This window comes from Luteimonas sp. A482 (assembly GCF_054072655.1).
In genome coordinates this window covers 426,911-453,171 of record NZ_JBSVRO010000002.1, presented here as the reverse complement: position 1 = coordinate 453,171, position 26,261 = coordinate 426,911, and the positions used below count along the sequence as shown (strand labels likewise).

At 71.0% G+C, this 26,261-nt stretch carries 24 protein-coding genes; 10 read left to right on the top strand and 14 right to left on the bottom strand.

The window, feature by feature from the left end:
- Positions 1-51: 51 nt before the first annotated feature.
- Positions 52-1,428 carry a metalloprotease PmbA gene (pmbA, locus tag ACW5DW_RS10645; RefSeq protein WP_457018814.1) on the bottom strand — a complete coding sequence of 459 codons (1,377 nt, stop codon included), beginning with the start codon at positions 1,426-1,428 and terminating at the stop codon, positions 52-54.
- Positions 1,429-1,445: 17 nt separating this feature from the next.
- On the opposite strand from pmbA, the gene yjgA reads away from it, so the two are divergent.
- The gene (gene yjgA, locus ACW5DW_RS10640) at positions 1,446-2,012 is read left to right on the top strand and encodes a ribosome biogenesis factor YjgA (RefSeq protein WP_457018813.1); all 567 of its coding nucleotides are present in this window, start codon (positions 1,446-1,448) and stop codon (positions 2,010-2,012) included.
- 239 nt (positions 2,013-2,251) lie between these two features.
- On the opposite strand, the gene tldD is transcribed toward yjgA, so the two are convergent.
- The 4 genes from tldD to ACW5DW_RS10620 are packed head-to-tail and all read right to left on the bottom strand — an operon-like array spanning position 2,252 to position 9,866.
- Positions 2,252-3,709, bottom strand: coding sequence for a metalloprotease TldD (gene tldD, locus ACW5DW_RS10635; protein WP_457018812.1), 1,458 nt, complete (start codon positions 3,707-3,709; stop codon positions 2,252-2,254).
- Positions 3,710-3,765: 56 nt separating this feature from the next.
- The gene (locus ACW5DW_RS10630; RefSeq protein WP_457018811.1) at positions 3,766-7,692 is read right to left on the bottom strand and encodes a YhdP family protein; all 3,927 of its coding nucleotides are present in this window, start codon (positions 7,690-7,692) and stop codon (positions 3,766-3,768) included.
- Between the two features lie 48 nt (positions 7,693-7,740).
- Entirely contained in the window at positions 7,741-9,225 is a 1,485-nt protein-coding gene (gene rng, locus ACW5DW_RS10625; protein WP_457018810.1) for a ribonuclease G, read from the bottom strand.
- 5 nt (positions 9,226-9,230) lie between these two features.
- Complete coding sequence (locus tag ACW5DW_RS10620) at positions 9,231-9,866, bottom strand: Maf family protein (protein ID WP_457018809.1); 636 nt, start codon at positions 9,864-9,866, stop codon at positions 9,231-9,233.
- Between the two features lie 119 nt (positions 9,867-9,985).
- Here ACW5DW_RS10620 and ACW5DW_RS10615 point away from each other — a divergent pair, with 119 nt between their 5' ends.
- From ACW5DW_RS10615 to ACW5DW_RS10605, 3 genes are all read left to right on the top strand, one after another.
- Positions 9,986-10,714: an SIMPL domain-containing protein gene (locus tag ACW5DW_RS10615; RefSeq protein ID WP_457018808.1), complete on the top strand. Its 729-nt coding sequence runs from the start codon at positions 9,986-9,988 to the stop codon at positions 10,712-10,714.
- A 2-nt stretch (positions 10,715-10,716) separates the two neighbouring features.
- A complete protein-coding gene (locus ACW5DW_RS10610; RefSeq protein ID WP_457018807.1) occupies positions 10,717-10,881 on the top strand; it encodes a hypothetical protein in 165 nt (54 codons plus the stop codon).
- Between the two features lie 230 nt (positions 10,882-11,111).
- Positions 11,112-11,801, top strand: a complete 690-nt coding sequence (locus ACW5DW_RS10605) for an energy transducer TonB (protein ID WP_457018806.1) — start codon at positions 11,112-11,114, stop codon at positions 11,799-11,801.
- A gap of 161 nt (positions 11,802-11,962) precedes the next feature.
- On the opposite strand, the gene rlmH is transcribed toward ACW5DW_RS10605, so the two are convergent.
- The 6 genes from rlmH to leuS form a co-directional block, all read right to left on the bottom strand.
- Complete coding sequence (gene rlmH, locus ACW5DW_RS10600; protein ID WP_457018805.1) at positions 11,963-12,433, bottom strand: 23S rRNA (pseudouridine(1915)-N(3))-methyltransferase RlmH; 471 nt, start codon at positions 12,431-12,433, stop codon at positions 11,963-11,965.
- Between the two features lie 138 nt (positions 12,434-12,571).
- Entirely contained in the window at positions 12,572-12,994 is a 423-nt protein-coding gene (gene rsfS / locus ACW5DW_RS10595) for a ribosome silencing factor (protein ID WP_457018804.1), read from the bottom strand.
- A gap of 29 nt (positions 12,995-13,023) precedes the next feature.
- Positions 13,024-13,755: a nicotinate-nucleotide adenylyltransferase gene (nadD, locus tag ACW5DW_RS10590; protein ID WP_457018803.1), complete on the bottom strand. Its 732-nt coding sequence runs from the start codon at positions 13,753-13,755 to the stop codon at positions 13,024-13,026.
- A 194-nt stretch (positions 13,756-13,949) separates the two neighbouring features.
- Positions 13,950-15,020 carry a DNA polymerase III subunit delta gene (gene holA / locus ACW5DW_RS10585; RefSeq protein ID WP_457018802.1) on the bottom strand — a complete coding sequence of 357 codons (1,071 nt, stop codon included), beginning with the start codon at positions 15,018-15,020 and terminating at the stop codon, positions 13,950-13,952.
- Positions 15,021-15,033: 13 nt separating this feature from the next.
- On the bottom strand, positions 15,034-15,549 hold the full coding sequence (locus ACW5DW_RS10580; RefSeq protein WP_457018801.1) for an LPS-assembly lipoprotein LptE: 516 nt from the start codon (positions 15,547-15,549) through the stop codon (positions 15,034-15,036).
- A 54-nt stretch (positions 15,550-15,603) separates the two neighbouring features.
- Positions 15,604-18,378, bottom strand: coding sequence for a leucine--tRNA ligase (leuS, locus tag ACW5DW_RS10575; protein WP_457018800.1), 2,775 nt, complete (start codon positions 18,376-18,378; stop codon positions 15,604-15,606).
- Positions 18,379-18,600: 222 nt separating this feature from the next.
- Between leuS and ACW5DW_RS10570 the strand changes: the two genes are divergently transcribed.
- Entirely contained in the window at positions 18,601-19,896 is a 1,296-nt protein-coding gene (locus ACW5DW_RS10570) for an amidohydrolase family protein (protein ID WP_457018799.1), read from the top strand.
- Entirely contained in the window at positions 19,893-20,144 is a 252-nt protein-coding gene (locus tag ACW5DW_RS10565) for a SemiSWEET transporter (protein WP_457018798.1), read from the top strand. The genes ACW5DW_RS10570 and ACW5DW_RS10565 overlap by 4 nt, the downstream gene beginning before the upstream one ends.
- A 64-nt stretch (positions 20,145-20,208) precedes the next feature.
- Here ACW5DW_RS10565 and ACW5DW_RS10560 read toward each other — a convergent pair whose 3' ends face one another.
- The 3 genes from ACW5DW_RS10560 to ACW5DW_RS10550 are packed head-to-tail and all read right to left on the bottom strand — an operon-like array spanning position 20,209 to position 21,616.
- Positions 20,209-20,784, bottom strand: a complete 576-nt coding sequence (locus tag ACW5DW_RS10560) for a DUF998 domain-containing protein (protein ID WP_457018797.1) — start codon at positions 20,782-20,784, stop codon at positions 20,209-20,211.
- Positions 20,781-20,996 carry a helix-turn-helix transcriptional regulator gene (locus ACW5DW_RS10555; RefSeq protein ID WP_457018796.1) on the bottom strand — a complete coding sequence of 72 codons (216 nt, stop codon included), beginning with the start codon at positions 20,994-20,996 and terminating at the stop codon, positions 20,781-20,783. Before ACW5DW_RS10555 ends, ACW5DW_RS10560 begins: the two co-directional genes overlap by 4 nt.
- A complete protein-coding gene (locus ACW5DW_RS10550; RefSeq protein WP_457018795.1) occupies positions 20,993-21,616 on the bottom strand; it encodes a hypothetical protein in 624 nt (207 codons plus the stop codon). Before ACW5DW_RS10550 ends, ACW5DW_RS10555 begins: the two co-directional genes overlap by 4 nt.
- A gap of 132 nt (positions 21,617-21,748) precedes the next feature.
- Between ACW5DW_RS10550 and trxA the strand changes: the two genes are divergently transcribed.
- The 4 genes from trxA to ACW5DW_RS10530 all read left to right on the top strand — a co-directional run bounded on the left by trxA (position 21,749) and on the right by ACW5DW_RS10530 (position 26,220).
- Positions 21,749-22,618 (top strand): thioredoxin, encoded by an 870-nt coding sequence (gene trxA, locus ACW5DW_RS10545; RefSeq protein WP_457018794.1) that lies wholly within the window; start codon positions 21,749-21,751, stop codon positions 22,616-22,618.
- Positions 22,619-22,708: 90 nt separating this feature from the next.
- Positions 22,709-23,188 carry a DUF4442 domain-containing protein gene (locus ACW5DW_RS10540; RefSeq protein ID WP_457018793.1) on the top strand — a complete coding sequence of 160 codons (480 nt, stop codon included), beginning with the start codon at positions 22,709-22,711 and terminating at the stop codon, positions 23,186-23,188.
- A gap of 195 nt (positions 23,189-23,383) precedes the next feature.
- Positions 23,384-25,411 (top strand): protein kinase domain-containing protein, encoded by a 2,028-nt coding sequence (locus ACW5DW_RS10535; RefSeq protein WP_457018792.1) that lies wholly within the window; start codon positions 23,384-23,386, stop codon positions 25,409-25,411.
- A 131-nt stretch (positions 25,412-25,542) separates the two neighbouring features.
- Positions 25,543-26,220 carry a DUF502 domain-containing protein gene (locus ACW5DW_RS10530; RefSeq protein ID WP_457018791.1) on the top strand — a complete coding sequence of 226 codons (678 nt, stop codon included), beginning with the start codon at positions 25,543-25,545 and terminating at the stop codon, positions 26,218-26,220.
- Positions 26,221-26,261: the final 41 nt, after the last annotated feature.

Below are 26,261 nucleotides of genomic sequence, written 5' to 3'. Positions count from 1 at the left end.
CATCACGTCAGGTCAACCAGGCCCCCGCCCCCTTGCGGCCGTAGCATAGCGTCAATCCCCGCCAGCCACCGTCATGCGGCCCAGCAGGATCGACCCGGTGCGGATGTGCGAACGCGGATCGGCGTCGTCGCCCACCGCCTCGATCGCCTGGAACATCCCGCGCAGGTGGCCGGCAATGGTGATCCCGTCGACCGGATGCACGATCTCGCCGTTCTCGACCAGGAAGCCGGCCGCGCCGCGCGAATAATCGCCGGTGACGTTGTTCACGCCCTGCCCCATCAGCTCGGTCACCACCAGGCCGCGGCCCATGCCGCGCAGCAGCGCGTCGAAATCGCCCGCATTGGCGCCGACCTGCAGGTTGTGCACGCCGCCGGCGTTGCCCGTGGTCTGCAAGCCCAGCTTGCGCGCCGAATAGCTGCCCAGCACGTAGCGCTGCAGCACGCCGCCTTCGACCAGCGGCGAAGCGCGCGTCGCCACGCCCTCGCTGTCCCAGGCGCCCGAACGCAGGCCGCGGCGCAGGGTCGGGTCTTCGTGGATGGAGAACCAGTCCGGGAACAGCTGCGTGCCCGCGCTGTCGAGCAGGAAGCTGGCGCGACGGTACAGCGCGCCACCCGAGATGGCGCCAAGCAGATGACCGACCAGCGAGCGCGCCACTTCCGAGGGGAACAGCACCGCGTATTCGCCGGTCGGGACGCTGCGGGGCTGCAGCCGCGCCAGCGCGCGCTGCGCCGCCCTGCGGCCGATCGCGGCCGGCGCTTCCAGATCGTCCTCGGCGAGGGCGAAGCTGTACCAGCCGTCGCGCTGCATGTCCTCGCCGCTGCCGGCAATCAGCGCGCAGCCGATGCTGTGGTGCGAGCTGCGCTCGCTGCCGACGAAACCGTGCGAATTGGCATACACGCTCAGCGCTGCGCTGGTGCTGACCGAGGCGCCGTCGGAGTTGCCGATGCGCGCGTCGACCTCGCGCCCCGCCGCCTCGCAGGCAAGCGCGAGATCCACCGCGCGGTCGGCATCGAGCGCCCAGGGATGCCAGTCGTCGAAATCGGGCCAGCCGTCCGGGCCGGGCCTTGCCATCAGCTCTGCATCCGCGAGGCCGGCGGCGGCGTCGTCCTCGGTGAACTTCGCGATCGCGCAGGCCTGGTCCACGGTGGCCTGGAGGCTGGACTCGCGCAGGTCGGCGGTGCTGGCGCTGCCCTTGCGCTGGCCGAAGTACACGGTCACGCCGATGCCGCGGTCGCGCGTGGATTCCACGGTCTCGGCCTCGCCCATGCGCACGCCGACGCTCAGGCCGCGCTCCTCCGAACACGACACCTCGGCCTGGCTGGCGCCTTGCGCGCGGCAGGCATCGAGCAGGCGCGCGGCCAGCACCTCAAGCCGCTGCAGGCGCTCGGGGCTGTCGTCTTCGGTCACGGGCACGGCAACGCTGTTCAATGGATTATCCTGATGCGATGAGAGGAAAGGACGACGACACCGGCGAGTTCCTGTCGCCCAGCCGCAGCCAGCAGCGTCGCGAGGCCCTGGACGTGCTGGCGCTTGCGGACAGGCTCACCGAACTTGAACCGGGGCGGCTGGCAAAGCTGCCGGTGCCCGAGCACCTGCTGCCGCACATCGCCGAAACGCGGCGCATCCGCTCGCACATCGCCCACAAGCGCCAGCTGGCGTTCCTGGCCAAGCAGATGCGGCGCGAGGACGACGAGGTGCTGGATGCGATCCGCGACGCGCTCGACGCCGGCGGCGAGGCCGCCAGGCAGGAAACCGCGCTGCTGCACCGTATCGAGCGCTGGCGCGACCGGCTGCTGGACGAAGGCGATGCTGCGCTGGCCGAACTGCTGGACGCACATCCGCAGGCCGACCGGCAGAAGCTGCGCCAGCTGGTGCGCGGTGCGCTGGACGACCGGGCGCGCAACAAGCCGCCGCGCGCGCTTCGGGAACTGTTCCGCGAGCTCCGCCAACTGTTGCTGGCAGGCGACGACGCGCCTGCCGAGGGCGGCAACGAAGAGCTCGACGACGCCTGATACGGCCGTCATTCCAGCGAACGCTGGAATCCATGTTGCTTTCCGCCTACGCGCGGCAGGCCAGGACGAGCCCGAATGGATGCGCAACCATCTGGCTGTCGAGAAGCACCTCCAGCTTTCGCTGGAATGACGGGCACCCTGGTTGCCGTCAGCTGCAGCATCTGCATTGATGATGGCGCGAGATCCCTCGCTGCGCTCGGGATGACAACGGTCGCGCGTCGCGCCGCACACGCCTTCGCTCACGCCTTCGTCCCGCCCACCGTGACCTGCGAGACCAGCAGCGAGGGCTGGCCGACGCCGACGGGTACGCTCTGGCCGTCCTTGCCGCAGGTGCCCACGCCCTCGTCGAGCGCCAGGTCGTTGCCGACCATGGTCACGCGCTGCATGGTTTCCGGGCCGTTGCCGATCAGGGTCGCGCCCTTGACCGGCGCGGTGATTTTCCCGTCCTCGATCAGATAGGCCTCGGTGGCGGAGAACACGTACTTGCCGCTGGTGATGTCGACCTGGCCGCCGCCGAAGTTGACCGCATACAGGCCGCGCTTGACCGAGCGGATCATCTCCTCGCGCTCGTGGGTGCCGGCCAGCATGTAGGTATTGGTCATGCGCGGCATCACCAGGTGGGCGAAGGATTCGCGGCGGCCGTTGCCGGTCGGCGCCACGCCCATCAGCCGCGCGTTGAGCGTGTCCTGCATGTAGCCGGTGAGCACGCCGTCCTCGATCAGGGTGGTGCAGCGCGTGGGCGTGCCCTCGTCGTCGACGTTGAGCGAGCCGCGGCGGCCGTCCAGCGTGCCGTCGTCGACGATGGTTACGCCCGGCGCGGCCACGCGCTGGCCCATGCGTCCGGCGTAGGTGCTGGTGCCCTTGCGGTTGAAGTCGCCTTCCAGGCCATGGCCCACCGCCTCGTGCAGCAGCACGCCCGGCCAGCCGTTGCCCAGCACCACCGGCATGTTGCCGGCCGGCGCATCGATGGCCTCGAGGTTGACCAGCGCCTGGCGCAGCGCCTCGCGCGCGAACTCCTCGGGGCGGCCGTCGGCCAGCAACACGTCGTAACCGTAGCGCCCGCCGTAGCCGGCATAGCCGCTCTCGCGGCGCCCGCCCTGCTCGACGATCACCTGCACGTTGAGCCGCACCAGCGGACGCACGTCGCCGGCCAGCACGCCGTCGCTGCGCGCGACAAGCACGGTGTCGACGCCGCCGGTCAGGCCGACCATCACCTGCTTCACGCGCGGGTCGGCGGCACGCAGGATACGGTCGATATGGCGCAGCGCTTCGACCTTGTCGGCGTTGTCCATCGCATCGACCGGATCGCGCGCCGGATACAGGCCGCCGCCACCGCGCCGTGCCACGGCCAGGCCCTGCGGCATGCGCGTGGTGCCGTCGCGCGCGATTGCGCGCGCCGAATTCGCTGCTTCAAGCAATGCCTCGCCGTTGATGTCGTCGGAATAGGCGAAGCCGGTCTTCTCGCCGCTGATCGCGCGCACGCCCACGCCCTGCTCGATCGAGTGCGCGCCGTCCTTGACGATGCCGTCCTCCACGCTCCAGCTCTCGCGCCGCGAATGCTGGAAGTACAGGTCGCCGAAGTCGATGCCGGGCCCGAGCAGGGTGCCGAACATGCGGTCGAGCTGCGGTGCGTCGAGGCCGGCCGGCAGCAGCAGGCGCGACTGGGCGAGAGTGAGTGCGGAATCGGTGTTGTCCATGCGCGCAGTCTGGGGGTTGGGGCGCCGATCGCAAGTCCGGGGCCGGTCGCCGCGTGTCAGTGGCCGCGCGAGGATGGGAGTGCAGGCGGCGCCGCGGCGGCCTGCGGCGCGGATTCGCCTTCGACCACCTCCACCTTCGGATCCTTCCACGGACCGGTCACGCGGTAGGTGCGCGCGTTCATCTCGCCCAGCGGGCGCTTGAGCATCGCATTGGCCACCGCGCCGACCGCAGCTCCCACCGGGCCACCGGCGATCGCGCCGACCGCGGGCAACAGGTTGCCGGTGCGGGGATGCACCTCGATGGTCTGGTCGTGGGTCTGCGCGCGCAGGTCGCTGCGCCCGCGCATGCGGATCTCGGCGGCGGGCCCGTCGATGGCCATGTCGTCGCTGCGCGCGGTGCCAGCGGCAAAGCGCACGCTGCCGCCGATCCGGTCGAAGGCGAAACCCTTCGAGAAGAAGTCGCGGAAATCGAGCATCAGCCGCCGCGGCAGCTGGGCCACGCCGAGCAGCCCCAGCACGCGGCCTGCGCCGGGCTCGACCTCGACCAGGTGTCCATCCTTGATCGCCAGCGACAGCTCGCCCCGGATCGCACCAAGCCCGAAATCAGCCGGGCTGCGCGGCCATTCGGCCTCGAAGCGCAGGCGACCGTCGCCACCGGCGATGCTGCTGCCAAAACCCAGTCCGGCCATCAGTTCGCCGAAATCGCGGCTCTCGGCATCCACGCGCAGCTGCGTGCGCGCGGCTGCGCCGCGGCCGGTCCATGCGCCAACCGCGTCCAGCCGCTGGCTGGGCGAACGCGTCTGCAGGCGCTCGATCTCCAGCCCGGTGGCGCTGGCGCGGGTGCGCAGTTCGAGCCGCCCAAGCGCAAGCGTGCCGAAACGGAAGTCCTCCACGTCCAGCTGCAGGGCGGGCACCCTGGACGGATCGACATCGTCGCGTGCGGGTGTCGCCGGCGCCTGGGCCGTCGCTGCCGCCGACGACGTCAATGCCTCCGCCGAGGCGGCGCTTGCCGCGCCAGCCGGCTGCGCGGCCGACAGCGGCGAGGCCGGCTGCCAGTGCAGGCGCTCGAAGCGCCCGCTGACCGCGCCGCGCGGCCCGCGCGGAATCTGCAGCGCGCCGGCCAGTGCGGCCCCGTCGAACCGCACCTGCGTCGCAGCCGCGTCCTGGGACACGCGCATACGGGTCCGCGGAAAGCCCGTGCCGAGCAGGCGCAGGTTTGCAACCTCCACGTCGATGCCGCGCAGCGGCAAGGCGCTGTCGCCCTCGCCTTCGCCGCTGGCTCCCGTGGCGAGCGCGGTCCAGCCCATTGCATCGAGTTCCGGCGTACTGCCGCCCACCACCAGGCCCGACGCCGGCGGCGGATCCGCCACCGACGAGGCGCCCAGCAGCACGCGGACGCCCGTGCCCGCCGGCGTTGTGCGCGCGCGCAGCGCAAGCCGGTTGCCCATCGTGACCGCGACGTCCGCGTTTTCCAGCGGCAGGGTCGCGGTGACCGTCGTCGGCAACGCGTCGGCGGCCGGCTTGCGCAGCGGCGCGGGCAGGTCCAGGGCGGTACCGACCAGGTTGGAGCGCAGCTGCAGCCGGGTGGTGGCGGCCTCGCCCGGGCGCGTGGCCCGCGCGACCGCCACGCCGACCTGCCAGCCCGAGCGGCCGTCAACGTACGGGGCCAGCCACGCCAGGCGGGGCGCCTGCTGCAGCAACTCGTCGGCCGAGAGCGGTGCCGCAAGTTCGGCCTCGAATGACGAAGCGGCATCGCGCACGTGGCCCAGCCCCGCCCGCAACGACAGGGCCGACGCCCTGCCGTCGCGAACGGCCGACAGCCCGTCGCCGCGGAAGCCGTGCCGGTCGTAGCGCGCCAGGCCGCGCACCTGCTGCAGCTCCAGCTTCCATCGCGCATCGCCCAGCGTCACGCCGCGCAGATCGACTTCGCCGCTCACGCTGGGGCGCGCACGCGGGCTGCCGTGGAGCGGCAGCGTCAGCGCGAAGGTGGCCGCCAAGGGTCCTGCGGCGGAGAGACTGTCGAGCGTATCTTCGATGCCCCGGCGCAGCGGGCTGCGCTGCAGCAGCGCGAGCACCTTGCCGGCATCGCCAGCCGGGCGCGCACGCACATCCAGCACCGCCTGCGAGTAATGATCGAGGCTGCCCTCGATGTCGCGCGCCTCCACGCCGGCGATGGTGCCGTTGCCCTGCACGCGGAAGCCGTCGTTGACGAAGGTGGCCACGGCATCAAGCTCCTCCAGCGCCGGCCAGTCCTTGTGGAAGCGCACGGTCGCGCGGTGCAGCCGCGCCTGGCCGTGGAACAGGCCGCGGTATTCACCGCCCGCGGCCGCGCTGAACGGCCAGTCGTCCAGGTCGCCGCGCAGCACCGCACGGCCGTCGTGCACGCTGCCGCCCACCAGGGCGCCATCGAGCCAGCGCTCGGCGGCATCGGGCATCACATGGCGCACCCAGAAGCGGCGGGCGACCGTGACCTGCGCTTCGTCGAGCACCGTCGCCAGGTCCAGCACCGGCCGCGTGCCGTCGTTCTGGAACCAGACCCCGCCGCGCATGTCGGCGGCATAGCCCTCGCCCTCCACGCGCAGCGCAGGCGTGCCCACGTGCAGGCCATCGCCCTCGCGCCAGCCAACGATCTCGCCGCGCAGGTTCACCTGATGCGGCGCACCGAACCCGGCGGGCCAGTCGAAGCGGACCACTGCATCGGGATCGGGGACAAAGCCGAAGCCATGCGCGTCGCCCGACAGCGTCCCCGCCAGGCCCGCGAGCCCGGGCGTGTCGCCCAGACTGGCGAAGCGCAGCCCTTCCAGGCGTGCCTGAGCGCGCACGCGCCCACGCTCGTCGCGGACGATCGACAGGTCGCGCACGGCGGCCTCGGGCGCGGCGCCAAGCAGCCAGCGGCGCAGGCCCGGATCGAAGCGGTCCCCCAGTGCGAGCAGCGCCAGCAGCGGACCGCCGTCGATCTGTCCGGCGCGCAGGCTGAAGCCTGCACCGCCGGTTGCCACCAGCCCGTCGAGCACCTGTGGTGCATCGCCGCTGCCCAGGCGCAGGTGCGGCGCGTCCAGGCGCCAGCCATCGGCCGAACTGCGCCAGCGCGCCTGCGCCTCGACCCGCTTGAAGGCCAGCCGCGGCGGCGTGCCCTGTCCGGGCATGGGCGCGCCGCGCAGGCCGACGCCGGTCAGCGCCGCGTCGAGCGTGACCTGCGCGACCCTCTTGTCCTGCAGCTGCAGCCACAGCTGTGCGCGTCCTTCTCCGGACTCGACGCTGGCGCCGGCGAAGCGCAGCAGCGGCGCCCAGGCCGCGACATCGGCCCGCAGCGCCGCGGCGTAGGCCTGGCCGTTGCCCTGGTGGCGATCCAAGTCGAGCGAAAGGTCCAGCGGCTGGGCCTGCTCGCTGATCCAGGCGCGCGCCGCCGCCCGCACGCGCGCGCCGTCCACCTGCAGACGCAGGTCGATGCGCGGCAGGGTCGTGTCCAGTCCAAGCGCGGGCGCATGCACGCTCAGCTGCCCGCCAATGACCTGCAGTTCGCCCAGGCGCTCGAGCACGGCGAGCGGATCGGCGTCGGCCTGCTCGCTGCCGGGCAGGCCGCGCACCTGCCAGCGCCCATCGTCGGCGCGTTCCAGGGCCAGCTGCAGGCCGCGCAGGCGCAGCTCGGTGAACGCGCGCCCCGGCAGCAGCCCCGCGTACTGCGAGACCAGCATCTCGGCCGCGCCGATGCGCACCGCATCCTCGCCCGCGCCGATGCGCAGGCCGTCGAAGCGCAGCAGCGGGCCGCGTCGCGTCCAGGCCGTGTCCAGCCGGTCGAAGGCGACCGGGCGACCCGCCCGCTCGCTGAGCCAGGCGGCGACGCGATCGGGATGCCGCTCGGCCAGCGGCAGCAGGCGACTGATCGCGCCGGTCACCAGCGCCATCAGCACCAGAACGGCGGCCAGCGCGTACAGCACGCCCCGGCGCGCCAGCCGCAGGCGACGTCGCAGTGGCGTGGTCATGGCTGCCCGATCGCCCTGCTCCGCGATCGCGGATCGTGGCCGCCTGGACTAGAGCAGCACCACATCGAACTGCTCCTGCAGGTACTGCTCGTCGGACTGGAAGCGGATGCTCTTGCCGAGGAACTCCTCCAGCTCCGCCACCGCGGCCGACTCTTCCTCGGTGATCCGCCCGACGATGTTCGGCGAGGCGATGACCAGCAGGCGCTCGGCCTCGAACTGGCGCACGGCGCGCACGATCTCGCGGAAGATCTCGTAGGTCACCGTCTCCGGTGTCTTGACCATGCCGCGCCCGCTGCAGGCGTTGCAGGTCTCGCTGAGCTGGCGCTGCAGGCTCTCGACCGTGCGCTTGCGCGTCATCTCCACCAGGCCCAGCGGCGAGAAGTCGTAGACCGTGGTCTTGGCGTGGTCCTTGACCAGCGACTTCTCCAGCGTGCGCAGCACCTGGCGGCGATGCTCGTCGTCGACCATGTCGATGAAGTCGATGATGATGATCCCGCCCAGGTTGCGCAGCCGCAGCTGCCGCGCCACCGCCTGCGAGGCCTCGAGGTTGGTGCGGTACACCGTTTCCTCGAGGTTGCGCTGGCCGACGAACGAGCCGGTGTTGACGTCGACCGTGGTCATCGCCTCGGTCTGGTCGATGACCAGATAACCGCCGGACTTCAGCGGCACCTGCTTCTCCAGCGCGCGCTGGATCTCGTCCTCGACGCCGTACAGGTCGAAGATCGGACGGTTGCCGGTATACAGCTCGATGCGCTCGGCCAGCACCGGCATGTACTTGGCGACGAACGCCTGCAGCCGGTCGAAGGTCTCGCGCGAGTCGACCTTCACCTTCTCCACGTCCTTGCGGATCAGATCGCGCACCGCGCGCAGCGGCAGGCTCAGGTCTTCGTAGATGCAGGTCTGCACCAGCGCCTCGCGCGAGCGCTTGGCAACGATGTTCCAGACCCGCGACAGATAGGCCAGGTCTTCGCCCAGCGCGTCGGCCGGCTGGCCTTCGGCATTGGTGCGCACGATGTAGCCGAGCGGCTCCTCCGGCGTCGATGCCTCGGCGACCATGGCCTTGAGGCGGGCCCGTTCGGCCTCGTCCTCGATCCGCGCCGACACGCCGATCACCCGCGACTGCGGCAGCAGCACCAGGTAGCGTGACGGAATGCTCAACTGCGTGGTCAGGCGCGCGCCCTTGCTGCCGATCGGGTCCTTGACCACCTGCACGATCACTTCCTGCCCGTCACGCAGCAGTTCGGTAACCGGGCGCACCGGCTGCGGCAACGCCGGCAGCGCGTCGTCGATGGCCTCGACCTGGATCGGGCGCACCACGTCGTTGGCGTGCAGGAACGCGGTGCGCTCCAGCCCGATGTCGACGAAGGCCGCCTGCATGCCGGGCATCACCCGCTGCACGCGCCCCTTGTAGATGTTGCCCACCACGCCGCGCCGCCAGCCGCGCTCGATGTGCAGCTCCTGCAGCATGCCGTTCTCGACCACCGCCACGCGGGTTTCGCGCGGGGTGACGTTGACGAGGATCTCTTCCGACATCCGTCCTACTCCCGGCTCGACGCGGTGGTGGTGGCGGCCCGCGGACCGGTGGCGGCCGCAGGCACCGCGAAGCCGGTCGCGATGCCGAACCCGCGCAGCAGCGCGGCGGTTTCGTGCAAGGGCAGGCCCATCACGCCCGAATAGCTGCCCTCCAGCCGGCTGACGAAACGTTCCGCCCCGCCCTGGATGGCATACGCGCCAGCGCGGCCCATCGGCTCGCCGCTGGCGACGTAGGCGGCGATATCCTGCTCGTCCAGCGGCGCGAAGCCCACCCGGGAGATACACACCACCTGCGCCTCGCGCCCGGCAGACACCAGGCTCACCGCCGAAATCACCTCGTGGCAGCGTCCCGACAGGCGGCGCAGCATCGCAGCCGCGTCGGCCGCATCGCGCGGCTTGCCGAAGACCTCGTCATCCAGCACCACCTCGGTGTCGGCGCCGAGCACCAGCGCGCCGGGCACGGTCATCACTTCGAGCAGGCCGGCGCCGGCTTTTTCACGGGCGACGCGGCGCACATAGTCCTCGGGCGGCTCCCCCGGCTCGCGCTGCTCGGGCACATCGACGTCCAGGACGCCAAACTCCACGCCGAGGCGTGCCAGGAGTTCACGTCGGCGGGGCGATTGGGAGGCGAGATGCAGCATCGGGAGAGGATACCTGCCGCAGGCAGTCCCCCAGCTGAGGCGTCCTCAACCCCGTTCAGGCTCACGGGCCGTTCACTGGACCCTGCCGACCCTTCCACCAGCCTTTCCCGGAGATCACCATGTCCCGATCCACACCCGCGTGCCTGCTGCTCGCCGGACTCCTCGCCCTGGCGCCCTACACGATGACCCATGCCCAAGCCCGCCCCGCCCCGGTCGCCACCGATGGCACCCTGCTCTCGGTCAGCGCGCACGCCGAGGCCAGCCGCACCCCGGATATCGCCAGCCTGTCCACCGGCGTGGTCACCCAGGCCGCCGACGCAAACGCCGCACTCAAGGCCAATTCCGCGCAGATGGCCAAGGTTGTGGCCACCATTCGCGCCGCGGGCGTCGCCGATCGCGACGTGCAGACCAGCGGCATCAGCATCCAGCCGCAGTACCGCTACGCCGAGAACCAGCCGCCGGTCATCACTGGCTACCAGGCCAGCAACACGGTCAACATCAAGGTTCGCGACATCGGCAAGCTGGGCGAGGTGCTCGACGCGCTGGTCGCCAGCGGCGCCAACCAGGTCAACGGGCCGAACTTCGAGATCGATCAGCCCGAGGCGGTGTACGACGAGGCGCGCCAGGCCGCGCTGAAGCTGGCGCAGGCGCGCGCGGCGATGTACGCGCAGTCGCTGGGCCTGCGCGTACGCCGCATCGTGAGCATCAGCGAGGGCGGCGGTTTCCAGCCGCCGATGCCGATGATGAAGGCGATGGCGATGGACGCGCGCATGGAATCGGCCCCGGTGTCGCCGGGCGAGACCACGCTCGGCGCCAGCCTCGATGTCGTGTTCGAACTGGGGAACTGACCATGCCCAAGAATCCAGGCAAGTCCGACGACCGCTCCGGCTACCGCGAAGAAGAGCCGCGCGACAAGGAGGACGCGCGCAAGTCCGGCGCGAAGAAACAGCCCAACCCCGACGCCGGCGGCCTCGACCGCGAGCCCGAACGTGACGGCAAGAACGAGGGCGCCTGAGCGCCTGCTGCGGCCAATGGCCGCAGCGTTCCACCGCCCGTCTGCCGGCAGGCGCCCTTCGACCTTCGCCGCATTGCCGCGTCCGCAGCCGCGGGCGTAGCGTCGGGCTGCAGTCAGGGTCGCGCACGCAGGCGGGACGCAAGGCTCCTTCTCAACCCCGTCCCCGCCACCGGCGCGTTCACTGGCCAGACGGCGGCCGTCCCGGCCACCGGCACACGCGGAGGTGGAGCATGGTCCTGCAGCAGACGCACTCATCCCGACATGGCGCGCAGGTGGGGCGCCTGGACAGCAACCGCATCCTCGGCATCAGCAGCACGCTCGCGCTGAACGTGCTGGCGCTGGCCATGCTGCTCGCGCCGATGACGCTGCCCCCACCGCCCACGCGAGTGGACCGCACGCCGGACCTGAGCGTGGTGCCGATCGTGCCGATCGAGCGCCGCACCCCGGTACCGCCGCCGGAGGTGGTGCCGGTGACGCCGCCGCGCGTCCAGCCACAGTCCACCATCCGCGACACCGCGATCGCGCCGCCGGCGGCAGACGTCCCGGTGCTGGTCGACCACGGCATCTTCGTCGACACAGCCGCGAACGCGGCCACCGAGCCGGGCGAAGCGGTGTCGATCGCGCCGCCCGGGCCGGTCATGGGCATGCAGCTGCAGTACGACCGCGCACCGTCGCCGGCCTATCCGCGCCTGGCCCTCCAGCGCGGGCTGGAGGGCGTGGTGCTGCTGCGGATCCTGGTCGGCACCGACGGCCGGCCGCTGCAGGTCGGGATCGAGCAGAGCAGCGGCCATGCCGTGCTCGACCGCGAGGCCCTGCGCCACGTGCAGCGCAACTGGACCTTCCGTCCCGCGCTGCGCGACGGCCAGCCGGTGCAGGCGGTGGGCATCGTGCCGATCGAGTTCCGGCTGGCTCGCGGTTAGGGCGCCAGGGCATTGAGCCTGCCGCGAGGCGGGGTTTCATGGTTCCGCTCCCGCTTGGGGGCGGAACCGGGGCCTTCGGCCGACCGCGACGATGGGTCGTCACTGGCGATCGCGGCTGAAGCCGCTCCTACAGAGGGAACACAGGTCCTGTAGGAGCGGCTTCAGCCGCGATGGTAGGGATGGTTCGCCAGCAGCGCGGCGGCGCGATAGAGCTGTTCGGCCAGCAGCAGCCGCACCAGCATGTGCGGCAGGGTCAGCGGGCCCAGCGACCAGGATTCGTCGGCGCGCTTGAGCACCCCGGAGGCGTGGCCTTCGGGGCCGCCGACCAGGAAGGCGAGATCGCGGCCCTGTCCTCGCCAGTGCTCCAGTCGTTGCGCCAGTTCTTCGGAGGACCATGCCTTGCCGCCGCCATCGAGCACGACGACCTGCGTGTTGCGCGGCACCGCCGCGAGCACGCGCGCGCCCTCCTCCTGCATCGCCCGCGCCGGGTCGCGGCCCTTGCCGCGCAGGCCGGGTTCGACCTCGACCAGCTCCAGCGGCAGCCAGTGCGACAGGCGCTTGCGGTATTCGCCAAATCCATCCGCGACCCAGGCCGGCGCACGCTCGCCGACGGCGATGAGGCGCGCCTTCAAGACGCGCGGCCAGTGCAAGTGTGGAGGCGGGTCTGCATCACCCCAGTATCTCATCCGTGGCCCGGTCGCCCGGAAGCGTGTATCCGGGGAAAGTCCGCGACTTGCCGCGATGGAACAGCCACGGGCAAGCGCTTCCGGCTAGCGGGGATCTTCGTCCGCGGCTTCGGGCGGCGCGTCCCCGGGCGGCTGGTCGCCGACCGTCCACAGGCGCTCGAGCGCATAGAACTCGCGCACGCGCGGCAGCATCACGTGCACGACGACATCGCCCAGATCGACCAGCACCCACTCCGCTTCGCGTTCGCCCTCGACGCCGAGTGGCTGGCAGCCGAGCTGCTTGGCCTGGCGCACCACCTCGTCGGCGATCGACTTGACGTGACGGGTCGAGGTGCCCGAGGCGATCACCATGTAGTCGCAGACGCTGGTCCGGCCGCGCACGTCGATTTCGGTGACGTCCTTGGCCTTGAGGTCCTCGACCGCGGTGTGGATGCTGCGTAGCAGCACCTCTGCCGGCGGCGGCGGGTCGGGAAGACGGGTCTTGATGACGTGCGCGGAACTGGACAAGGGCGCTGGCTCTGAAGGTTGCGGCACGATTATACCGGGGTTGGCGCATCGACCCCGTAGAGGCGGTGGCGGACGATGTAGTCGGCGACGCCCGACGGCACCAGCTGGCGCCAGTCGCTGTCGGCGGAGATGTCGGCCCGCACCCGGGTCGCCGAACCGGGGTGCAGCGCCTGCCGCAGCCGCAGCAGGCGCCCGCCCGGCTGCGCACGCAGCGCGCCCGCGTCATCGCACCAGCGGCCCTCGAGGGCTTCGGCCAGTTCCGGCGGCAGGGGGCGATCCAGGGCACTTCCGGTCCGTTCGGCCACGACGAGATGGGTCAGTCCAAGCAGCGCCCGCCATTCGCGCCACCCCGGCAGCCCAAGCAGGCTGTCGGCGCCGATCAGCAGCGCGACCGGGGCGGCGGCCCCGATGTCGCGGCGCAGTTCGCGCAGGCTTTCGACGCTGTAGCTGGGGCCGTCACGGCGCAGTTCGCGCAGGTCGATGTGGAAATCGGGCTCGTCGGCAATCGCCAGCGCCAGCATCGCAGCGCGCTGCGAGGCGTCCGCGCCCGGCGGTGGGCGATGCGGCGGATCGGCGGCGGGCATGAAGTGGATCGGCACGCCGAGCGCGTCGCGCGCCTCGCGGGCGATCGCCAGATGACCGTGGTGCACGGGATCGAAGGTGCCGCCGTACAGGACCAGCAGCGGCGTTCGGGCCGCTGGGCCGTCGTCTGCGGCGGGTGCGGAGACCTGCGATGTTTCGTTTTTGCTGACGGGCGCCATGGCTGTCTGGTGAGGTTGCGCGGTGAGGTTCGATCCGGGGCGACCTGCAGGCTGGCATGGATGCCTGCACTGCGGGGTCAAGATGGATGACCAGCCCTGCGGGCTGTTGAAAGGCGCTTCCGGCGTTCGTCGGGATGACGAACGTCCTGCGGCGGGCGGACGGCGGCAGCGGCGGGATTGCCGCTGCGCTGAACTCAGCCGGCCAGCGCCGCCGCCTTCGGCTCGGCCACCGCGACCAGCAGCCGCTCCAGCGCCAGCCACGCATCCGCCGGCTCCTCGCCGACGCGCACGCGGCCCTTGGCGATGCGGTCCACGCCGCCGGCCATCACCACGAAGCGCTCCCAGCGCGAGGCCGGGTGTCGCGACAGCGCGCGCTTGTACACGGCCTGCTTGGAATCCCAGACCCGCTGCGCCTTGAATTCGGAGGCAAGGTTGCCGCCGCGCGCCTGCACCCGCGCCAGCGCGGCGACGCGATTGAGCTCCATCACCACCATGCCCATCAGCGCCGGCACCGCCTCGCCCTCGGCGCGCAGCCCGGCCAGCATGCGGGTGGCCTGCGCGGCCTGTCCGCCCAGCGCGGCATCGACCAGGCGGAACACGTCGAAGCGGGCCGCATCGGCGACCAGCGACTCCATGCGCGCGGCGTCGAGCGTGCCTTCGCCAGCCAGCAGCGCCAGCTTGTCGACCTCCTGCGCGGCCGCCAGCAGGTTGCCCTGCACGCGTTCGGCCAGGCGCTGGACCGCGGCGCGGTCGGCGCGCACCCCGCGCTGGCGCATGCGTGATTCCAGCCAGCCTTCCAGTTCGTGCGGGCGCACCAGCGGCACCAGCACGATGTGGCCCAGGCCGGCGATCGCCTCGCTCCAGCGTCCACCGTGCTGGCGGCTCCACTCGCCTGCGGTGACCAGCAGCACGATCTCGGGCGCACCGGCGCCGGCCTGCGCGGCCTCCCGCGCATGGGCGCAGAATTCGGCAATCACTTCGCCGCCCTGCTTGCCGGGGCGCCCCGTCGGCAGGCGCAGTTCGATCAGCCGCTGCGCGGAGAACAGGCTCGGCGCGCGGAAGCTGGCCGACAGTGCATCCCAATCGAAATCGCGACCGTCGGCGTCGAACACCTCGCGCTCGCCATAGCCGCAGTCACGCGCGCGGGCGCGGATCAGGTCGGCCGCTTCCAGCACCAGCAGGGTTTCGGCGCCGGCCACCAGGTAGGCCGGGCGCGGTGGCTCTGCGCCCAGCTGCGCGCCCAGGCGCTCGGGCTTCAGCTCCATGCCGCTGCGCGGCTCACTGCGCGGCCTGGCGGCGCTCGCGCGTCGCGGCGTCGATGCGGCGCAGGATCGCTGCGGTCATCTCGCGCTGCAGTTCGCGGCCGAGCAGTTCGGCCTCGGTGTCGGTACCGGTCATGTCGGTGGGCACCGAAATGTAGTCGCGCGCGAGCTCGACGACCTGCTGCGGCACGATCTCGTCGCCATTGGCATCGATCAGCGCGAACACCACCGCGTAGCGCAGCGTGTATTCCTGGGCGCGCCCGTACTGGTCGAGGCTCAGCGGCAGCGAGGCCCAGCGCTCGGAGCGGATCGCCAGCACCGCCAGGCGGCCGGGGGTGCCAGCCTCGACCACCTGCACACCGGCATGGCCGAGCGAGCGCTCAAGCGACAGCGCCAGCGCGCTGTAGGGATCGCGGGCGGTCACGCGCACCTGGCCCAGGTCCGGCGGCAGCTGCAGCGCCTCGCGCAGGTGGAAGCCGCAACCGGCCAGGCCGAGGGCGAGGAGGACGGCAAGCAGGCAGGTCCGGATCATCGGCGAAGTCTGGCCGAGGGCGGCGGCACGGGCAAGCAGGCTGGCGCCGCGCATTCAGCCCGCCACCACGTTGACGATCTTGCCCGGCACCACGATGACCTTGCGCACCTGCAGGTCGGCAAGGAAGGCCTGCACGTTGGGCTCGGCCAGGGCGGCGGCCTCGATCGCCTCGCGCGGTGCGTCCACCGGCGCCTCGATCGTCCCGCGCAGCTTGCCGTTGACCTGCACCGCCAGCGTGACCGCGTCGCGCACCAGCGCGGCCGGGTCGGGCTGCGGGAACGCCACGTCCTCCAGCAGCATCTCCGCATGGCCCAGCGCCTGCCACAGCGCGTGGCTGGCGTGCGGGGTGATCGGGTTGAGCAGCAGCACCATCGCCTCCAGGCATTCCTGGCGCAGGGCGCGGCCGTTGCCGTCGGCAGCCTGCCCTGAGCCTGTCGAAGGGTCGAACTTCGCCACCGCGTTGAGCAGCTCCATCACCGCGGCGATGGCGGTGTTGAAGGCGTGCCGGCGGCCGTAGTCGTCGCCGACCTTCTGCACGGTTTCGTGCAGCTGCCGGCGCAGCGCCTTCTGCGCGGCGGTGAGCGTCGAGGGATCCAGTGCCGGCGCGGGCCCGCCATCGGCGTGGCGCTGGACCTGGGTCCACAGCCGGCGCAGGAAGCGCGCCATGCCCTCGACCCCGGCCTCGTTCCACTCCAGGGAAAGTTCCGGCGGCGAGGCGAACATCGAAAACAGGCGCACGGTGTCGGCGCCATAGCGCGCGATCATCGCCTGCGGATCGACGCCGTTGTTCTTCGACTTCGACATCTTCTCGATGCCGCCGATCATCACCGGATTGCCGTCGGCCTTGAGCGTGGCGCCGGTGATGCGGGCCTTGTCGTCGCGCTCCACGTCCACGTCCGCCGGGTTGAACCACTCCTTGGCGCCGTTGACGTGCTCGCGGTAGTAGGTCTCGGCGATGACCATGCCCTGGGTGAGCAGGCGGTTGGCCGGCTCGTCGCTGTCGACCAGGCCCTGGTCACGCAGCAACTTGTGGAAGAAGCGGAAGTACAGCAGGTGCAGGATCGCGTGCTCGATGCCGCCGATGTACTGGTCGACCGGCGTCCAGTATTTCGCGCGTCCGTCGACCATGTCGGCCGCGCCGGGCGAGGTGTAGCGCGCGTAGTACCAGCTCGACTCCATGAAGGTGTCGAAGGTGTCGGTTTCGCGCTCGGCCGGCTTGCCGCAGCTCGGGCAGGTGGTCGTGCGCCACTGCGGATCGGACTTGATCGGCGAATGCACCACGCCCGGATTGGAGAAGGCGTCGGCCACGTCCTCGGGCAACAGCACCGGCAGTTGGTCCTCCGGCACCGGCACCGCGCCGCAGCCATCGCAATAGACCACCGGGATCGGGCAGCCCCAGTAGCGCTGGCGGCTCACGCCCCAGTCGCGCAGGCGGAAGTTGACCTTGCGCCGGCCGCTGCCCTGGGCCTCGAAGTGCCGCGCCAGCGCAGCGAAGGCGGCGTCGTAGCCCAGGCCGTTGTATTCGCCGGAATTGATCAGGAAGCCGCGCTCGGTGTACGCGCCGCGCTGTTCGATGCCGTCCAGGTATTCGCGCACCACGGCCACCGCGGCGGACGTGTCATAGGCATCGACCGACCCGCCGGCCAGTGCGGCCTGGAACGGATCGGCGTCGTGGGCGACGTCGCCGATCACCTCGAGCAGCGCGTCGCGCACGCCCTGCGGCACGATCACCGCCCGCACCGGCAGGCCATAGGCCTTGGCGAATTCCCAGTCGCGCTGGTCGTGCGCCGGTACCGCCATCACCGCGCCGGTGCCATAGCCCATCAGCACGAAGTTGGCGACGTAGACCGGCACGTCCTCGCCGGTGAGCGGATGGATCGCCCACTGGCCGGTGGCCATGCCGCGCTTGTCCTGCGCCTCGATGTCGGCTTCGGACACGCCGCCGCGCTTCAGCTCATCGAGGAACGCGGCCAGCTCGGGATTCGAAGCGGCGGCCTTGATCGCCAGCGGATGCTCGCCGGCGATGGAGATGAAGGTCACTCCCATCAGCGTGTCGGGGCGCGTGGTGTAGACCGACAGCGGCGCGTCCTCGCCATCGACCTTGAACTGCAGCTCCAGACCTTCGCTGCGGCCGATCCAGTTGCGCTGCATGGTCTTGACCGACTCGGGCCAGCCGTCCAGCGTGTCCAGCCCGTCCAGCAACTCCTGCGCGTAATCGGTGATGCGCAGGAACCACTGCGGGATCTCGCGCTTTTCCACCAGCGCGCCCGAGCGCCAGCCGCGGCCGTCGATGACCTGCTCGTTGGCCAGCACGGTCTGGTCGACCGGGTCCCAGTTCACCACCGAGTTGCGGCGGTAGGCCAGGCCCTTGTGCATCAGCCGCACGAACATGCGCTGCTCGTGCACGTAGTAGTCGGGCGAGCAGGTCGCGAACTCACGCGACCAGTCGATCGCGTAACCCAGCGACTTGAGCTGGGCGCGCATGTGGTCGATGTTGGCGTAGGTCCATTTCGCCGGCGCGGTGGCGTTTTTGATCGCCGCGTTCTCGGCCGGCAGGCCGAACGCGTCCCAGCCCATCGGCTGCAGCACGTTCTTGCCGGTCATGCGCTGGTAGCGGCTGATCACATCGCCAATGGTGTAGTTGCGCACGTGGCCCATGTGCAGCGCACCGGAGGGATACGGCAGCATCGACAGGCAGAAGAATTTCGGCTTGCCCGGCTGCTCGGTCACCTCGAAGGCGCGGGTGTCGTCCCAGAAGCGCTGCGCAGCGGCCTCGATCGGGGCGGGCTGGTAGGCGGCGGATTCGGGGCTGGCGGACTCTACGGACACGGTATCTGCGCTGGAAAAACAGGGACTGGAAGCCTACCCCAGCGCGGCAGCCCCGTCATTCGCCGGCGTCCACCGCGCGTGCACATCGTGTCGACGTGCGCCCCCTGGCGTCTGCGGCGCGGCCGGGCCACCGCCGGAAGCAAGGCCGGCGGGGCCGCATTCGGCGGCGGCAGCTGTGGTTCAATCGGCCGACCCTTGCCGCCGACCAGACCGATGCCCTTGATGCCACGCCTGCTCCCCTTCCTCGTCCTGGCCGCCTGCCTGTCGCCACAGGCAGTCGCAGCCGATCCCGTGGCGCTGCACTGCGAGCGGATCTTCGATGCCCGCAGCGGCCGGGTGCTCGGCGAACACACGATCGTGGTCGAGGATGGCCGCATCCGCTCGCTGCAGCCCGGACGCACCGCCACGCTTGGCGCCGAAACCATCGACCTGGCAGGCCGCACCTGCCTTCCCGGCTGGACCGACCTGCACGTGCACCTGGGCAGCCAGTCCGGTCCGCAGAGCTACTCGGAAGGCTTCCGGCTGGATCCGGTCGACTACGCCTTCCGCTCGGTCGGCTATGCCGGCAAGACCCTGCGTGCCGGCTTCACCAGCGTGCGCGACCTTGGCGGCGAGGTCAGTCCGCACCTGCGCGACGCGGTCAACCAGGGCCTGGTCGACGGGCCGCGCATCTTCGCCGCCGGCAAGTCCATCGCCACCACCGGCGGCCACGCCGACCCGAGCAACGGCTGGAACTCGATGCTCTCGCACCTGCTCGGCCCGCCCGGCCCGACCGATGGCGTAATCAACTCCGTCGACGACGCCCGCCAGGCCGTGCGCCAGCGCTACAAGGACGGCAGCGACGTCATCAAGATCACCGCCACCGGCGGCGTGCTGAGCTATGCCAAGTCCGGCGACGCGCCGCAGTTCACCGTCGACGAGATCCGCGCGGTGGTCGACACCGCGAAGGATTACGGCTACACCGTCGCCGCGCACGCGCACGGCGAGGAAGGCATGCGCCGCGCGGTTCTGGCGGGCGTGACCAGCATCGAGCACGGCACCCACATGAGCGACGATGTGATGCGGCTGATGAAGCAGCACGGCACCTGGTACGTGCCGACCATCTACGCCGGACGCTTCGTCGCCGAAAAGGCGAAGGAGCCGGGTTACTTTCCCGAGATCGTGCGCCCCAAGGCCGCCCGCATCGGCGCGCTGATCCAGGACACCGCCGCGCGCGCCTATCGTGCCGGAGTGAAGATCGGCTTCGGCACCGACCAGGGCGTGGGCCCGCACGGCGACAACGCGCGCGAGTTCATCTACATGGTCGAAGCCGGCATTCCGGCGGCCTACGCGCTGCAGTCGGCGACGCTGCACGCCGCGCAGGTGCTGGGCGTCGACGACCAGGGCGTGATCGAACCCGGCAAACGCGCCGACATCATCGCCCTGCCCGGTGATCCGGTTGCGGACATCAATGCGGTGATGGCGGTCGACTTCGTGATGAAGGACGGCCGCGTGTATCGCAGGCCGGGGGTTGAATGAACCTGGAATGGCTTGGCTACGTGGCTGCGATCCTGACCACGCTGGCATTCGTGCCGCAGGCGGCCAAGACGATCCGCAGCCGCGACACCAGCGGCATCTCGCTGGGCATGTACGTGGTGTTCACCATCGGCATCGTGTGCTGGTTCGGCTACGGCCTCGTGCTGGGCGCGTGGCCGATGATCCTGGCCAATGCGGTGACCTTTGTGCTGGCGACGGTGATCCTGGGGCTGAAGTTGCGGCACGGGTGACCCCGCAGGCAGCAGCGGGGCCGCGCTCGCGCTGTCGCAGGCTCGACCGGCTCACCGCTGCCTGTCATTCCGACCGCAGCGACAACTCCAGCCACCACATCCACGCAAACCACGCCGCGAACGCCAGCCGCTGGCTGATGCCCGTCCCCAGCAGCTGCGGCAGCAGCACGCCCGCACCCAGCACCAGCAGCCACGCACCGACGGCTGCGACCCGCAGCGCGCGCAGCGACGCCGCCAGCAGTGCAGTGCCGGCCAGGAACGCGATCCACCACACGGTCCAGGCCGCGGCATGCCAGCGGCTGGCGCCTGCGTCAGGCTGCTCCAGATCGAGCGGCAGCATGCCCTGCACGGCGTAGGCCAGCGCCGACAGCAACAGCATGGTCGTGCCGAGCCGCGCGGCCATGCCGGTGCGCGCCGGCAGCCGCCCGCGCAACCGCCATGCGGACGCGGCCAGCAGCAGTCCCGGCAGCACGAACACCAGCAGGTTGAACGCGAACGCGCGCGGCACGCCGTCCGCCCCGGGCAGCGCGACCGGATGGAGCAGGTGCGAGTAGCCGTCCAGCGGCGCGCCCAGGCCGGCGTACGCAGACACGGCGACCACGCCAGCGATCGGCGCGAACCAGCGATCCGGATTCTTCATGACCCCTCCCAGCGAAACACGTCCTCGACCCCGACGCCGAACGCGCGTGCGATGCGGAACGCCAGCTCCAGCGACGGCGCGTAACGGCCCGCCTCCAGCGCGATGATCGTCTGCCGCGTCACCCGGCAGGCATTGGCCAGCGCCTGCTGGGTCATCTCGCCGTGTTCGAAGCGCAAGCGGCGGATCTCGTTGGCGATGGGCGTGCCGCTCACTGGCGGTCGCGCAGGTACAGCATTGCGGTCGCCGCGCACTCGGCCAGCCAGGCGCACATGAGCGCCAGTACCAGCAGGTTCGCGACCATGAAGTGCGTGGCCCACTGCAGCCGCTCCGGCGGCGAGAAGCCCAGGGTTACGGCAAGGGCGAGTACGGCCACGGCAGCGGTACCGCGCCACCACCCGGCCGCCTGCACCGCGATGCCGCGGTCGCGCTCGTCCTCGTCCACCGCGCCCTTCCAGCGCGACGCCAGCACCTGCGACAACACGGTCCACGCGACCAGCAGCAGCACCAGGTGACCGGCCATCGCACGCGCCGCCCGGTCGTCCGGCCCGGCCGCGAAGACCTCCACGTGGCCGACGAAATACGCCACCGCCACGGCCATGAAACCGGTGCCGATCCAGGCCCTCCATTCGGCCGGCGCGATCGCCGCCTCGCCCTCGCCCCGCGGCAGCTTCGACAGCGCCAGCAGGCTGGTCCATGCCGCGGTCACCAGCAAGACCATGCCGATGTGGTCGCCCTCGATGCCGAGCAGGCGCTCGGGGCCGGCCAGCAGCAGCCAGAGCGCGGGCAACGCGATCGCCGCCAGTGCAGCGACCTGCCACGGATGTGTCTGCATATGTCCGCTCCAGCTGACTTGATGTAAAAACTAATTTACATCGCCATCGATCAATGTCAACTATTTTTTACATCGACTTGGAATCCTGAACCCTCGCCGCCATCCTTCTCCTCCCCTGCACCGGAGCCGTCCATGTCCGTCGACACCACCAAGCACGTCTTCGACGCCACCACCGCCGGCTTCGAGACCGAGGTCCTGCAGAAGTCGCTGGTGGTGCCGGTGCTGGTCGATTTCTGGGCCGAATGGTGCGGGCCGTGCAAGACCCTCGGCCCGATCCTCGAGAAGCTGGCTGGCGAGTACCACGGCGCCTTCCTGCTGGCCAAGGTCGATACCGAGAAGGAACCGCAGATCGCCGGCGCCTTCCAGGTCCGTTCGATCCCGACCGTGTTCCTGGTCAAGGATGGACAGATCCTCGACGGCTTCCAGGGTGCGCTGGCTGAAAGCCAGGTGCGCCAGTTCCTGCAGCACCACGGCGTCGAGCCGGCCGAAGTCGTCGACGAGGCGGCAGCGGAGGAGACCGCGCCACTGGATCCGCATGCCGAAGTGGCCCGCCTGCGCGAGGCGATCGCCGCCGAGCCCGGTACCGAGGAACTCAAGCTGGACCTGGCCCTGGCGCTGCTGCAGACCGGCGCCGCGCAGGAAGCCGAGCGACTGCTCGATGCCCTGCCTGCCAACCTGTCCACCGACGATCGCGCGGTGAAGGCGCGCGCGCGCCTGGGCTTCGCCACGCTGCTGGTTGACGCACCGCCGGTCGCGTCGCTGGAGGCTGCGATCGCCACCAACCCCGATGACCTGCGCGCGCGCCACCTGCTCGGCGTGCACAGGATCGTGGGCGATGATCCGGCGGCCGGCCTCGAGCAGTTCCTGGAGATGCTGCAGCGCGACCGCGGCTTCGAGGACGGACTGCCGCGACGCGCCCTGATCGACGCATTCCGCATCCTGGACGACGCCGAACTGGTGGGCCGCTACCGCCGCCGCATGGCCTCGCTGCTGCTGGTCTAGCCTGCCGGCCGCCACTCAGCGCGGCTGCGCGGAAACGCTCCATACCAATACGTATGGTAGCCTCGCCCTCCCCGGTCCTGCCCCCACGCGATGAGTCCTAACCTGCTGCGCTGGATCTTCAACCTGTGGCCGCCCTTCGCCGCCGCCGGGATCCACGTGACCCGGCTGTCGGGCGACTGGCGCCATGCGCGGGTCGAGCTGCGCATGCGCCCCTGGAACCGCAACTACGTGCGCACCCACTACGGCGGCAACCTGTTCTCGATGACCGATCCGTTCTGGATGATCATGACCCTGCAGTCGCTGGGCCGCGACTACATCGTCTGGGACAAGGCCGGCACCATCGATTTCCTCAAGCCGGGCAAGGGTACGGTGGTCGCGGATTTCCGGCTCGAAGAGGCGGTGCTCGACACGATGCGCGCCGCGACCGCGGATGGCGGGCGCCACCTGCACTGGTTCGAGACCGACATCGTCGATGGCCAGGGCGATGTCGTCGCACGCGTGCGCAAGCAGGTCTACGTACGGCGCAAGCGCGACCGCGCCGGGCAAGACCCGTCCACGTCCGCGGCATAGCTGTCGGGCAGCGAATCGTCGCCGCACACCGCCGCCGCTCGGCATCGCGCCGTCATGGCGGCGCCTGGAGCGCATGCGACATCGCGCATTCCGGTTACTGTCCCGGTTTCCACGGCTAACGCGCCAGGTTGCGCACGGATTCACTGCCTTGGACGCAGGCCTTGTATATGCTCTCCATCGTAATCAGGGGGTTGCATGATCACAGGGGCAAGCGCCAGTACGCACGCACCGTTGCCGGAAATCGCCGGCTATCGGCTCACGCGTGTGCTCGGCGAGGGCGGGATGTCGACCGTATACCTGGGCACCCAGCTGTCGCTGGGGCGCGAGGTTGCGATCAAGCTGATGCGCAAGGAAGCGCTGGCCGACGAGGTGAGCAGGCGCCGCTTCGAAAACGAGGCGCGCACGATCGCGCGGCTGGAGCATCCGCACATCGTCGGTATCCACGAAGTGGGGCGCACCACCGACGGCCTGCCCTGGTATTCGATGCCATACCTGCCGCGCGGCCACGTCGGCCAGCGCGACCTCACCGGCGATCCACAGCGCGTGCGCGAAATCCTGCGCGCGCTGCTGTCGGCGCTGACCTTTGCCCACGCGCGCGGCGTGGTGCACCGCGACGTCAAGGCCGAGAACGTGCTCTTCGACGAAGCCGACCGCCCGCTGCTGGCGGATTTCGGCATCGCCCTGCGCCGCGGCCACGGCACGCGGGTGACGATGACCGGCCTGGCGGTGGGCAGCACCGCCTACATGGCACCCGAGCAGGCGCGTGGCGAACAGGTCGACCACCGCGCCGACCTCTACGGCGTCGGCGTGCTGGCCTGGGAAATGCTGACCGGCGAGCTGCCCTACAAGGCCGATGACGCGCTGGCGATGGCCATCCAGCATGCGCAGAAGCCGGTGCCGAAGCTGCCGCCCGGGCTGCGCCACTGGCAGCGCTTCATGGAACGGGCGCTGGTCAAGTCGCCGCGCAGGCGCTTCCACGACGCCGCGCAGATGCTGGCCGCGCTGGAACAGGTGCCGCTGTCCGCGCACGCGCGCGGCGCCTGGCTGGGTGCGGCCGCCAGCCGCGCCGGCGGACAGCTGCGACGCCTGCCGATGCTGGCCTGGGTGGGGCTGGCGCTGCTGTGCGCCGCAGCCGTGGGCCTGGGCCTGCACTGGAATGCGCCAGGCGCGCCACAGGCCAGCGATGCACCGACGGTCGCCTCCCCGACATTCGAGACCGATGCGCTTGCGCCGGCGCCGACCGACGCCACCGCCATGCACCGCGCCGCGCCGCTGTCGCCGGCCGACCGGCTGGTCGAGCGCATGCACGAACAGATCCGTGCCGGCCGACTGGCCGCGCCCGCTGACGACAACGCGACCGCGAGCCTGCTTGCCGCGCGCCGGGCAGACCAGGGGCATCCGCAGCTGGACGAGGCGACGACGGCGCTGATGGATGCGCTGGGCAAGTCGGCCGCGGACGCGATCACCCGCGACCGCGACGATGATGCGGATGCGCTGCTGCGCGCAGCCGCGCGCGCGCGCGAGAACATCGGCACGCTGCCGGGCGATGCGCTGGCACGCTGGCAGGACCGCGTGGGCGAAGCCCTGGCCGCACGCTCCGCATCTGCGGTGCGCAAGGTCGAACGCGACCGCGCGACGCGCGTGGTGGAGCTGGCGAAGATCGCCGATTTGCCGTCGGCAGCCGTGCAGCGCCTGCAGGCACAGGTCAAGCGCATTCCCGACCTGGGTGGACGCCAGGCGGGCAACCTCGAAGGGATGGTGGTGCTGGAAGGCGGCACGGACCCGGTCGCTGCGTTCGCGCGCCCGGTCAGCCGCGCCGAATACGCGCGCTTCGCCGAGGTCAATGGACGCGAGCCTGCGCTGTGCCGGGAGCGCATCTCGCTGCTGCGCATGCTCGACCCGCGCAACTGGCAGACGCCGGGCTTCGAGCAGGGCGACCGCGACCCCGTGGTCTGCGTGTCCTGGCAGGATGCCGAGGCCTACACGCAGTGGCGCGGCCGCCGCGACGGCCAGCGCTACCGCCTCGCGACCACAGCCGAAGGCGCCCGCCTGCCGCTTGCGGCCGGCGACCGGCAGGTGTCGGAATGGCGGGCCGACTGCGGCGACAGCTGCGCACGGCGCGCCGCCACCGGGCCCAGCTGGCGCACGGAGAGCACGACGCGCGCGCTGGTCCCGGACCGTGGTTACGACGACGTTGGTTTCAGGCTGGTGCGGGATCTGTAGGCGTTGCCGCAGGGCCGCTTTGGCGGTGATGCGGCGTTCGGCAGCGATGCGGGGAAGCAGATGCGGCCATGCGCACGCAGCGTCGCGCACGTGTGCCCGCCAGTCGCGGCCGCGACCGGTAGAATCCGCGCATGCCATCGACTCCTCCCTCGCTCAGCCAGCGGCTGCAGCGACTGTTCCTCACCGGACTGCTCACCCTGCTGCCGATCTGGCTGACCTGGGTGGTGGTCAAGTTCGTGTTCGTGCTGCTGTCGGACATGAGCCGGCCGTGGGTGGCCCCGCTGTCCTACCAGATCGCGGCCTGGTTCCCGGATACGCTGGGCTGGGCCAACGCCGATTCGGTGCAGGCGACGATCGCGATGGTCGCCACCCTGCTGCTGATCGTCACCGTGGGCTGGCTGGCGCGGCGCGTGGTCGGGCAGCGCCTGCTGCGCTGGATCGAAGCGCTGGTCGAGCGCATCCCGCTGGCCAACATCATCTATTCCAGCGCACGCAAGCTGCTCGACATCCTGCAGACCAAGCCCGACGGTACCCAGCGCGTGGTCCTGATCGACTTCCCGCACGACCAGATGAAAGCGATCGGCTTCGTCACCCGCGTGATCCGCGAACAGGGCACCGGCCGCGAGCTGGCCGCGGTGTACGTGCCGACAACGCCCAACCCCACGTCGGGCTATCTGGAAATCGTGCCGGTCGAGTACATCACGCCCACCGACTGGACCGTCGACCAGGCGATGAGCTTCATCATCAGCGGCGGTGCGGTGGCGCCGGACACGATTCCGTTCGCGCCGCCGGTGCGGGACAAGCCGTAGGCCCACACCCCTGGAGCTTCGCCGCACATGCAGCGGCCGCG